This window comes from Aquipuribacter hungaricus, from assembly GCF_037860755.1.
GTDB lineage: Bacteria > Actinomycetota > Actinomycetes > Actinomycetales > JBBAYJ01 > Aquipuribacter > Aquipuribacter hungaricus.
Map to the genome: position 1 here is coordinate 1 of NZ_JBBEOI010000129.1, position 10,499 is coordinate 10,499.

The window sequence follows — 10,499 nt, forward strand, 5'->3', positions numbered from 1 at the left end:
GCCGTTCACCCGGGCGTCGCCCGCCCGACGCCGGGGCGCCCTAGCGTCCGCGCCATGACCCCCGCCTCCCCGGTCCCCAGCCGCCGCTCGGTCCTGCTGGGCAGCGGCGCCACGGCCGCCACCGCCGCGCTCGCCCTGTCCCCGCTGAGCGCCGCCGAGGCCGAGGCGCAGGTGCGCGGCGCCGCCCGCACCGGGATGTTCGCCTTCGGGGTGGCCAGCGGCGACCCCACCGCGACCGAGGTCCTGCTGTGGACCCGCGTGACCCCCGAGCCGGCGGCGACCCCCGGCAGCGGGCTCGGCCGCGCGGTCACCGTGCTGTGGGAGGTCGCCGCCGACGAGGCGTTCGAGCGCGTCGTCCGGCGGGGGCGCACCCGGACCGACGCCGGCCGCGACCACACCGTCAAGGTCGTCGTCGACGGCCTCGAGCCGTACACGCGCTACCACTACCGGTTCCGGGCGCTGGGCCAGGTGTCCCCGGTGGGCCGCACCCAGACCAGCCCCGACGAGCCCGGGACCACGCACGCCCTGCGCATGGCGTTCGTGTCGTGCAGCAACTGACCGGCGGGTACTTCACCGCCTACCGCGGGCTCGCGGCGCGCGACGACCTCGACCTGGTCCTCCACCTGGGCGACTACGTCTACGAGTACGGCACCGGCGAGGACCGGTACGGCCCGGACGCGCTGGCGGGCCTGCGCGACCACCAGCCCCCGACGGAGACGGTGACCCTGCAGGACTACCGGCTGCGCCACGCGCTCTACAAGACCGACCCCGACCTGCAGGCCGCTCACGCCCGGCACCCGTGGGTCGTCATCTTCGACGACCACGAGATCACCAACGACGCGTACGCCACCGGCGCGGAGAACCACGAGCAGCAGGACGACCCGGACACCTCCTACACCGGCCCCGGCGAGCCCGCCGGCGTGCGGGCCGAGGGGGACTTCCTCGCCCGCCGGGCGCTGGCGCTCCAGGCGTACCTGGAGTGGATGCCGGTCCGGGAGCCGGCCTCGTGGCAGCCCGAGCCGCACGCCGGCACGCAGTTCTTCCGCCGGTTCGCCTTCGGCGACCTGGCCGAGCTGTCCGTCGTGGAGACCCGGCAGAACCGCAGCCAGCAGGTGCCCACCACGGTGGCCGGCGCGCTCAACCCCGCCCTGGTCGACCCCGCCCGGCACCTGCCGGAGCCCGAGCAGCTGCGCTGGCTCGCCGACGGCATCACCTCCGGGCGCACCGCCTGGCACCTGGTGGGCAACCAGACCGTCTTCGCGCGTGTCTTCTCGCTACCCGGGGCCGGCGTGCTGCCCGGGCAGGTGTTCAACGCCGACCAGTGGGACGGCTACCAGGCCGACCAGGCGGCGCTGCTGGCGGCGATGGCCGCCTCGGGGGGCACCGACCCCGTCGTGCTCACCGGCGACATCCACTCCTCGTGGGCCAACGACCTGCCCGTCGACCCCGCCGCGTACGGCCGCGACCGGAGCACCTCGGCAGGCGTGGAGTTCGTCTGCCCGTCGGTCACCAGCGACGGGTTCAAGGAGGTGCTCGGCGGCAGCGCCGCGACGGCCGCCGTCGTCACCGCCGCGTTCCAGGCGGTCAACCCGTGGGTGGTGCACCTGGAGGGCATCGGGCACGGCTTCGCCGTCGTGGACGTCACGCCCGAGCGGGTCCAGACCGACTTCTGGTACGTCCGCAGCGGCGGCGACAAGGGCCTGGTCGTGGACCCCCGCCTGGACCCGGCCGCCACGGTGGCGTGGGACTCGTCGTGGCAGTCGGCCAAGGGCAGCAGGACCGTCAGCGGCCCGGTCGGCGAGCTGGGACCGCGCTCGGACGTCGCGCGGGGGGCATGAACCGGCACACCAGCGCGTAGAGCGTCCAGCCCAGCACCACCGAGCGTGCGGTGTCGTAGTGGAAGATCCCGAGGTAGTAGAGGCCGACGCTGATCCCCGACAGCAGCGGGGACGCCAGCACGACCCACAGCCTCGCGAGCCGGGTGCGGGACACCGCCGCGACGACGAGCAGGTGCAGCGGCCACCCGGTGGTGCCGTAGAGCAGGGCCAGCATGTGGTCCTCGAAGCTCTGCGGGTACTCCGACGGGAGCAACGACAGCGGGGGCACGGCGACCAGGAGGTACGCCACGAGGACGGCCACCACGAGGAGCAGGTAGTTGACCGCCGCCCAGGCGAGGACCCGGACCACCGCCGGGCGGGGCGCCGACAGCGCGCGGTCGAGGCGCGCCAGGGGTGCTGCCGGTGCCACGGGCGCTCAGGCCTCGACGAGGTAGACGTCGACGGAGTCCAGCACCGAGCCGACGTCCCCGGTGGACGAGACCCGCCAGGTCGGGCCCCCCGCCGGGACCGCCCCCGTGGCACCTGTCACGAAGCTGAGCCCGGCGCCGTGCAGGGAGACCCCCACGGCGAGCCCGTCGGGGGAGTCCGAGCAGAGCAGCCGCAGCGCCGTCGCCTCGCCCGGCTCGCCGCGCTGACCGGGGTCGAGGGTCCCGGAGTCCAGCTCGACGGGGGTCCCGTCGGTCGTCTGCTCCACCAGCCAGCCCCCCTCCGCCCGCAGCTCCAGGGACACCGAGAGCGCCGGTCCGAGGTCGCAGACGGCTGTCACGGCACCGGTCTCGGGCATCGTCACCGCGACCACCAGCAGCGAGCCCAGGGCGGAGCCGGGGGCCGAGTACGGGACGTCGACGGTCTCGCCGGCTGCGAGGCGGTAGCCGTCACCGGTGAAGGCGTCCGGGTCCGGCCAGGCGTCCGAGGCCTCGTCCAGCTCGTCGACGAACGCCGGCTCCTCGGCCAGGCGGCCCTGCCCCTCGCGCAGCGGGGGCGAGGACGAGGCACCGTCGGCCGAGGGCTCGGCCGTGCCGGGGGCGTCGGCCCCGTCGGGGGTCCGGGCGCCGCCGGAGGCGGCTGCGCCGGCACCGTCGGCCGCGGTGGAGGCGGTCCCGCAGCCGGCGAGGAGCAGCGCGGCGGCGGCCGCGCTCAGCAGATGTTGACGGGCATCGCGCCGCATATGACCCCCTCCTGGTCGCGCTGCTGGACCACCTGGGTCTGCCCGGGCGTCGCGTAATAGTAGGTACCGATGGACGGGTAGTTGTCGCGGTCGTCCTCGCCGATGGAGGCCGTCCCGTCGGGTAGGACGTGCATCGACACGGTCCCGTCGACCGAGATCCCGACCGGCGTGATGCCGTTGAGCGCGTCGTACTCCAGCCGGAAGCCGCCCTCCGCCGGGGTGATGCTGAACTGGCTCGCCTGGTCGAAGTCGTTGCCGAGCGCCGGGATGAGCCGTGTCGTCCCCGTGTCGGTGCTCCAGACCGACCCGTCGAAGACGACCGGTCGCGGCTCGTTGCAGAAGGCGCGCATGGCCGTGCACGTCTCGGTGACGTGGACCTGCCCGCGCCCGGTCTCCAGGTCGACGACGAGCATCATCCGTGACCGGTCCAGCCCGACGTCGTCCCGGAGGGGGTCTGCGTGGTCCCGGTCGTCCCCGAGGAGGGGGCCCGACGTCGCGGAGTCGATGAAGAAGTCCATGACCACCACCCCCCCGCCCGGCGGGTCCTCGAGACGGAAGTAGGAGGAGCTGTAGGCGCCGCCGTCGTGGTAGATCGACCCCTCGTGCATGAGGGCGTCGTACTCGCTGTCGGACGTCGCGAACAGCTCGCGCAGGTACTGCCCGCGCGGGTCGGACGAGGCGAGGTCCCGGTAGAGCCCGAGCCGGTCCAGGAGCTCGCGCGCCGCGTCCAGCCGACCCTCGACCACGGCCTGGCGTGCCTGCTCGAGGAGGTCGCGCGTGCCCTCTCCCTCCGCCGCCCACGCCTCGAGCTCGTCGACCCGGTCGAGCAGCTCGCGCCCGGCCCGGCTGCCCGGTCCGGAGGCGAGCGCGTCCCCGGGGGCGCAGTCGGCGGCGCCGCCGCCGACGATGCTCTCCACCGCGCAGGTCGCCGTCCGGGCGACGGGCGGGATGGAGGCGCCCAGCACCCCGACGACCACGGCGAGCACGAGCAGGATCCCCGTGTACTCCAGGCTCGAGGCCCCGTCGTCGCGCCGCAGCAGTGTCCGCACCCCCGGATCCTGGGGCCGGGCGCGCGGGACGGCATGGGTCCCTGGGCCCGTCCGTGGGCCCAGCCGTCCGGGCGCGGGTCAGACGGCGGTGGGGCGGTAGCCGTCCTCCTGCCGCGCCTCGCGGGCGACGCGCACGCCGTAGGTGTAGGCGAGCTTGCCGCCGAGCCAGCCGCCCACGCCCAGGACGAGCAGTCCCACGACGGACAGGACGAACGCCGCCGTCGGGACCTCGTCGGTGCCCTGGCTGAAGCGGAGGAACGCGCTCAGCGCGAGGATGACCGAGGCGACGGAGTTGATGGTGCCGTGGGTGACCGCGGTCCGGTTGGCCTTGGTGCGGTCGGGGATCGTCGTCAGGTCCATGACGCCCAGCGCCATGGCGAGCACGGCGCCGGCCAGCCCGATGGCGAGCAGCCACGCCGAGGCGAAGGCGGCCGAGGAGGTGTCGACCCAGCCGAGCCGGGCACCGAGGTCGAAGAGCAGGCTCGCGGTGAAGGCGCCGATGGGCAGCGTGACCACCTGGGCGTGGAACGGGTGCCCGTACGGTCCCGCGAGCAGGGAGGCCGGGCGCTTGCTGGGGACGTGGGCGGTGGTCACAGGGTGCTCCTACGGAAGGCACGGAGGGTGTCGTCCCTGGCTACCCGTCGCGGCGTCGCCCATGCACCCTGGACACCCGGCGGACACGGCTGGGACGCGCCCGGGGAACGCGGGCGGCGGCGTCCCCGTTGCCCGGGCATGGAGCTGACCTGTCCCAAGTGCCAGGGCGCCATGCGCACGTACGAGCGCAACGGCGTCCACGTCGACCAGTGCGGGGAGTGCCGCGGCATCTTCCTCGACCGCGGGGAGCTGGAGCGCCTCATGGACGCCGAGGCGCGGTGGGAGGGCGGCGCCGCGCAGCCCCAGCAGCACGCGCAGCCCCAGCAGCAGGGCCGGCCGCAGCAGCACGGTCAGCCCCAGCACGGTCAGCCCCAGCACGGTCAGCCCCAGCACGGTCAGCCCCAGCACGGCCAGCAGCAGGGGCTCGGCGGGCTCGTGGGCGAGGTGCTGCAGCAGGTCTCGCAGCAGTCCCGCGGCCAGGGCCAGGGCTACCAGCAGCAGCCGTACCGCCCGCGCAAGAAGCAGTCGTTCCTCGGCGAGCTGTTCGGCTGACCGGCCGGCTGCCCGGGGCGGCGCCGCCCGGGTCGGGTCCCGGCTCGGCGCTGTCCGGCTCAGCCGGGCAGCGTCCCCGTGACCACCAGGGCGACCCCGGCGAAGTGGCAGGCGAAGGCGAGCACGGTGGCGGCGTGGAAGATCTCGTGGAAGCCGAAGAACCGGGGCGACGGGTCGGGGCGCTTGAGGGCGTAGACCACGGCGCCGCCGGAGTACAGCAGGCCGCCGGAGGCGAGGAGCCCGACCACGAGCAGGCCGCCGGTCTCGTGCAGGCCCGGCAGGAACCACACCGCCGTCCACCCCAGGACGATGTAGATCGGGGTGTAGAGCCAGCGGGGCGCTCCCACCCAGAACACCCGGAACAGGATGCCGAGCACGGCCCCGCCCCACACCAGGCCGAGCAGGAGCCGGGCCTGGTCGGTGGGCAGCAGCAGCACCGCGTAGGGCGTGTAGCTGCCGGCGATGAGCAGGAAGATGCTCGAGTGGTCCAGGCGCTTCATGAGCACCCGGGTCCGCTCCGTCCAGCGGCCGCGGTGGTAGGTCGCGCTCACCCCGAACAGCGCCGACGTGCAGACGGTGAACACCACGGTGACCACGCGCTCGGTCGTCGTGCTCGACAGCGAGACGAGCACGAGCCCGCCGAGCAGCGCGAGCGGGAACATGCCCAGGTGCAGCCAGCCGCGCAGCAGCGGCTTGACCGCGGCGGCGACCTCGGTGGCCGCGCCGGCGGCGGCGTCCGCGACGCCCGCTGCGACGTCGGCGGTCGTCCCGGGCTCCGGGCCCGCGGCGGGCGTGGCGGGGGACCGGTCGGCGCTCACGGGGGGACCTTAACCTACGGTCCCGTAAGTTACCGGTGGGTAGCACGTGGAGAAGGCGTGACGTCCCCCGCGCAGGGCACCGTCGTCGGGACGCGGGGCAGTAGCGTGTCCGCGATCTCACCGGTCGTCACGGGCCGGGCGTGACGGAGGAGGTGCGGTGGGAGCGAGGACGCTGGCCTACCGGGCCTACCAGCGCGTGCTGCGCTCGGGCCTGGCCCCCTCCACCCTGCCGCGCCACGTCGGGGTGATCATCGACGGCAACCGGCGCTGGGCCAAGGCGTACGGCACCACCACCCACGACGGCCACCGCGCCGGCGCGGACAAGGTCGTGGAGTTCCTCGGCTGGTGCGACGAGGTCGGCGTCGAGGTCGTCACGGTGTGGCTGCTGTCCACCGACAACCTGTCCCGGGCCTCGGCGGAGCTCGACGCCCTGCTGGAGATCATCCCCGACCTCGTCGAGCGCCTGGTGGAGACCGGGCGCTGGCACGTCAACCCGGTCGGGCGGCTCGACCTGCTGCCCGCGCCCGTGGCGAACCGGCTCAAGGAGGTCGGCGAGGCCACCGCCGCCATCGACGGCATCACCGTCAACCTGGCCATCGGCTACGGCGGCCGGCAGGAGATCGCCGACGCCGTGCGCTCGCTCCTGGCCCAGCACGCCGAGCGCGGCACCTCGCTGGCGGACCTCGCCGAGCAGCTGGACGTCGAGCACATCGCCGAGCACCTGTACACCTCCGGCCAGCCGGACCCGGACTTCGTCATCCGCACCTCCGGGGAGCAGCGGCTGTCGGGCTTCCTGCTGTGGCAGAGCGCCCACAGCGAGTACTACTTCTGCGAGGCCTACTGGCCGGAGTTCCGCAAGGTCGACTTCCTCCGCGCCCTGCGCGCCTACTCCACGCGACACCGCCGCTTCGGCTCGTGACCGGCGGGCGGCGGGGCGGCGTCCCGGCCTGACCGCGGGTGGTCCGCGCGGGTGGACCGGTGCGTGTCGCACCCCGGGGGCGGGTCCGCCGACCTACCGTCAGGGGGTCGGCACAGCTGACCCGGGAGGCCCAGCCATGGAGCGATCGCTGCTCCGGGGGAGGCCCGGACCGGCCCCCGCGCGGGGACGGCCCGGACACTCCACCGGACACGACCAGGGCGCCGCGCGCGCCCGGGCAGGGGACCGACCGTGAGCGACGACCGCAGCCGCACCACCTACGTCATCGACACCTCCGTGCTCCTCTCCGACCCGGACGCGCTGTTCCGGTTCCCCGGCGCCGAGGTGGTCCTGCCCGTCGTCGTGGTCGGGGAGCTGGAGGGCAAGCGCCACCACCCGGAGCTCGGCTACTTCGCCCGGCAGGCGCTGCGCCACCTCGACGACCTCCGCATCGAGCACGGCCGCCTCGACGTCCCCCTGCCGGTGGGCCCCGACGGCGGCGCGGGCGGCGGCACGCTGCGCGTCGAGCTCGGCCGGACCGACCTGTCCGTCCTGCCGCCGGGCCTGCGGAGCACCGCCGGCGGGAACGACCACGACACGCGGATCCTCGCCGTGGCCACCAGCCTCGCCGCCGACGGCTACCGGGTCGTGCTGCTGTCCAAGGACGTGCCGATGCGCGTCAAGGCCTCCGCCGTCGGGCTGCCCGCCGAGGAGTACAGCGCGGGGCTGGCGGTGGCGTCCGGCTGGACCGGCCTGGCCGAGCTCGAGCTGTCCGCCGACGACATGGCGGTGCTGTACGACGAGCGGCTGCTCGACCTCGACGCCGCACGGGACCTGCCGTGCCACACCGGGCTGGTCATGCACAGCGACCGCGGGAGCGCCCTGGGCCGGGTGACCCCGGACAAGCAGGTCCGGCTGGTGCGCGGCGACACCGACGTGTTCGGCCTGCACGGTCGCAGCGCCGAGCAGCGCATCGCCATCGACCTGCTGCTCGACCCCAGCATCGGGATCATGTCGATGGGCGGCCGCGCGGGCACGGGCAAGTCGGCGCTGGCGCTGTGCGCGGGCCTGGAGGCGGTGATGGAGCGCCGCGAGCACCGCAAGGTCATGGTGTTCCGGCCGCTGTACGCCGTCGGCGGGCAGGACCTGGGCTACCTGCCCGGCACCGAGGCCGAGAAGATGGGCCCCTGGGGCCAGGCGGTCTTCGACACCCTCGGCGCGCTGGTCAGCAGCTCCGTTCTCGACGAGGTGCTCGACCGGGGCATGCTCGAGGTGCTCCCGCTCACCCACATCCGGGGCCGCTCGCTGCACGACGCCTTCGTCATCGTCGACGAGGCGCAGAGCCTCGAGCACAACGTCCTGCTGACCATGCTCAGCCGGGTGGGGCAGGGCTCGAAGGTCGTCCTCACCCACGACGTCGCGCAGCGGGACAACCTGCGGGTCGGCCGCCACGACGGCGTCGCCAGCGTCATCGAGCGGCTCAAGGGGCACCCGCTGTTCGCCCACGTCACCCTCGCCCGCTCCGAGCGCAGCCCCATCGCGGCGCTGGTCACCGAGCTGCTCGAGCGGCCCGGCGAGTAGCGCTCCGCCCTCAGCGGACGAGGGCTCTCGCGTATGGACGTAATCATGTAACGCGAGCAACACTCGTGCCATGAGCGATGACGTGACGACAGGGAAGGTGAGCAGCTGGTTGCGAGGCCGGCTGCCCGAGGCCTGGTCCCCCGACGGGGTCCGGGTCACGGTCGACCGCGAGGAGGTGACCGTGCTGCTGCCGCTGCCCGGCGCTGAGGGAGACCCGGCGGACGCCGACGAGCTGGACGGGCGCGTCGCGCGGTTCCGGTCCGAGAGCCGCGCCGAGCGGATGACCGTGGCGGACGAGGCCGAGCGCCGCTTCGGCCGCAAGGTGTCGTGGGGGGTGACGGCCGGGGAGCGTACCGAGCTGTTCACCACGCTGTCCGTGCCGGTGATGACCCGGCTGCGCCAGCCGGAGCGGGTGGTGCTGGAGACCCTCGTCGAGGCCGGCGTCGCCCGGTCCCGGGCCCACGCGCTGGCCTGGTGCGTCCGCCTGGTCGGGCAGCACTCCGCGGACTGGCTGGCCGAGCTGCGCGAGGCGATGACCGCCGTCGAGCGGGTCCGGGACCAGGGCCCCACGCCCTGACCCGAGGCCGGGTGGACGACGGTCGCCGCGCCCGTGCGCCGTCGGCTACCGTGGCGCCGCCCCGCACCGCGGGGCACCACGCGCTCAGCGAAGTCCGGTGAGAACCCGGCGCTGTCCCGCAACTGTGATCCCCGGCCGTCCGCGGGCGGGGTCAGCCAGGTCGCCTGGCGTCGTGGTCACGTACCGGTCCTCGGACGAAGGACTGTTCGTGTCGCGGCCCCTGCGGGAGACGACGCGGATGCCCTCGTCCCCTTCGCACAGGGGATAGACATGACTGCCCGCACCTCCGCCCGCCCGCCCAGGCGCACCCTCCTCGCCGCGGCCGGGACGGGCCTCGCGCTCGCCCTCGCCGCCTGCGGCGGGGCCTCCGACGACGCCGCCGCCGGCGGGAGCACCGCTGGGACCACGACCGGGAGCACCACCGAGAGCACGACCGGCAGCACGAGCGAGGCCACGGCCGGCGGCACCGACGCCGCGTTCCCGGTCACGGTCACCTCCGGCCAGGAGCCGGACACCACCGAGGTGACCATCGACGCGGCACCGGCGTCGATCGTCTCCATCAGCCCCAGCGCGACCGAGATGCTGTACGCCGTCGGCGCGGGCGACCAGGTCGTGGCGGTCGACTCCTTCTCGTACTTCCCGGAGGAGGCGCCGGTCACCGACCTGTCGGGCTTCGAGCCCAACGTCGAGGCGATCCTCGGCTACGCGCCCGACCTCGTCATCGCCTCCAGCGACCCGGGCGACCTGGTGAGCGCGCTCGAGGCCGCCGGGGTGCCGACGCTCCTGCTGCCCTCGGCGCTGGACATCGACGAGTCCTACGACCAGATCGAGCGCGTCGGCGCGGCCACCGGCCACGTCGAGGAGGCCGCGGCGCTGACCGAGGAGATGGCCGCCGACATCGAGGCCGCCGTGGCGTCGGTGCCCGAGGGGGAGGCCCTCACCTACTACCACGAGCTCGACCCGTCGTTCTTCACCGCCTCCGGCGACACCTTCATCGGCGAGGTCTACGGCCTCTTCGGGCTGGAGAACATCGCCGACGAGACCGGCGAGGCCTACCCGCAGCTGTCGCAGGAGTTCATCGTCGAGGCCGACCCCGACGTCGTCTTCGTCACCTCGGGCGACTTCTCGTCGACCCCCGAGGAGATCGCCGCACGGCCGGGCTGGGAGGGCATCACCGCCGTCGAGGACGGTGACGTCGTCGTCGTCGACGCGGACGTCGCCAGCCGCTGGGGCCCGCGCGTCGTCGACTTCGTCGAGACGGTCGCCGCCGAGCTGCCCGAGGTCCGCGAGTGACGGTCGGCCGGTGACCAGCGACGCCGTGGGCGGCGCCCCGGCCCGGGCGCGCGCCCTGGCCGGGGCCGTCTCCCTCGGCGTCCCCCGGCCCGGCCGCCGCGTGCTCGTCGTCG

Annotated in this window: 12 protein-coding genes; 7 read left to right on the forward strand and 5 right to left on the reverse strand. The window is 74.6% G+C overall.

Annotated elements, in window-relative coordinates; translation table 11 throughout:
- Positions 1–54: 54 nt before the first annotated feature.
- Positions 55–558 (forward strand): alkaline phosphatase D family protein, encoded by a 504-nt coding sequence (locus WCS02_RS13065; RefSeq protein WP_340293926.1) that lies wholly within the window; start codon positions 55–57, stop codon positions 556–558.
- Positions 546–1,838: an alkaline phosphatase D family protein gene (locus tag WCS02_RS13070; protein WP_340293928.1), complete on the forward strand. Its 1,293-nt coding sequence runs from the start codon at positions 546–548 to the stop codon at positions 1,836–1,838. Before WCS02_RS13065 ends, WCS02_RS13070 begins: the two co-directional genes overlap by 13 nt.
- Here WCS02_RS13070 and WCS02_RS13075 read toward each other — a convergent pair.
- From WCS02_RS13075 to WCS02_RS13090, 4 genes are all read right to left on the reverse strand, one after another.
- On the reverse strand, positions 1,783–2,247 hold the full coding sequence (locus tag WCS02_RS13075; RefSeq protein ID WP_340293930.1) for a hypothetical protein: 465 nt from the start codon (positions 2,245–2,247) through the stop codon (positions 1,783–1,785). The two genes, WCS02_RS13070 and WCS02_RS13075, sit on opposite strands and share 56 nt — an antisense overlap.
- A 6-nt stretch (positions 2,248–2,253) precedes the next feature.
- A complete protein-coding gene (locus WCS02_RS13080; RefSeq protein ID WP_340293932.1) occupies positions 2,254–3,006 on the reverse strand; it encodes a hypothetical protein in 753 nt (250 codons plus the stop codon).
- Positions 2,976–4,055 carry a hypothetical protein gene (locus WCS02_RS13085; protein ID WP_340293935.1) on the reverse strand — a complete coding sequence of 360 codons (1,080 nt, stop codon included), beginning with the start codon at positions 4,053–4,055 and terminating at the stop codon, positions 2,976–2,978. Before WCS02_RS13085 ends, WCS02_RS13080 begins: the two co-directional genes overlap by 31 nt.
- 78 nt (positions 4,056–4,133) lie before the next feature.
- A complete protein-coding gene (locus tag WCS02_RS13090; protein WP_340293937.1) occupies positions 4,134–4,649 on the reverse strand; it encodes a DUF2231 domain-containing protein in 516 nt (171 codons plus the stop codon).
- A 138-nt stretch (positions 4,650–4,787) separates the two neighbouring features.
- Between WCS02_RS13090 and WCS02_RS13095 the strand changes: the two genes are divergently transcribed.
- Positions 4,788–5,201 carry a TFIIB-type zinc ribbon-containing protein gene (locus WCS02_RS13095; protein WP_340293939.1) on the forward strand — a complete coding sequence of 138 codons (414 nt, stop codon included), beginning with the start codon at positions 4,788–4,790 and terminating at the stop codon, positions 5,199–5,201.
- A 59-nt stretch (positions 5,202–5,260) separates the two neighbouring features.
- Here WCS02_RS13095 and trhA read toward each other — a convergent pair whose 3' ends face one another.
- Positions 5,261–6,019 carry a PAQR family membrane homeostasis protein TrhA gene (gene trhA, locus WCS02_RS13100; protein ID WP_340293941.1) on the reverse strand — a complete coding sequence of 253 codons (759 nt, stop codon included), beginning with the start codon at positions 6,017–6,019 and terminating at the stop codon, positions 5,261–5,263.
- A gap of 157 nt (positions 6,020–6,176) precedes the next feature.
- Here trhA and WCS02_RS13105 point away from each other — a divergent pair, with 157 nt between their 5' ends.
- The 4 genes from WCS02_RS13105 to WCS02_RS13120 all read left to right on the forward strand — a co-directional run bounded on the left by WCS02_RS13105 (position 6,177) and on the right by WCS02_RS13120 (position 10,386).
- Positions 6,177–6,938, forward strand: a complete 762-nt coding sequence (locus WCS02_RS13105; protein ID WP_340293943.1) for an isoprenyl transferase — start codon at positions 6,177–6,179, stop codon at positions 6,936–6,938.
- A gap of 249 nt (positions 6,939–7,187) precedes the next feature.
- Positions 7,188–8,516, forward strand: coding sequence for an RNA 5'-3' helicase PhoH2 (locus WCS02_RS13110; RefSeq protein ID WP_340293945.1), 1,329 nt, complete (start codon positions 7,188–7,190; stop codon positions 8,514–8,516).
- A gap of 70 nt (positions 8,517–8,586) precedes the next feature.
- Positions 8,587–9,093 carry a hypothetical protein gene (locus WCS02_RS13115; protein WP_340293947.1) on the forward strand — a complete coding sequence of 169 codons (507 nt, stop codon included), beginning with the start codon at positions 8,587–8,589 and terminating at the stop codon, positions 9,091–9,093.
- Positions 9,094–9,363: 270 nt separating this feature from the next.
- The gene (locus tag WCS02_RS13120; RefSeq protein ID WP_340293949.1) at positions 9,364–10,386 is read left to right on the forward strand and encodes an ABC transporter substrate-binding protein; all 1,023 of its coding nucleotides are present in this window, start codon (positions 9,364–9,366) and stop codon (positions 10,384–10,386) included.
- Positions 10,387–10,499 lie beyond the last annotated feature (113 nt).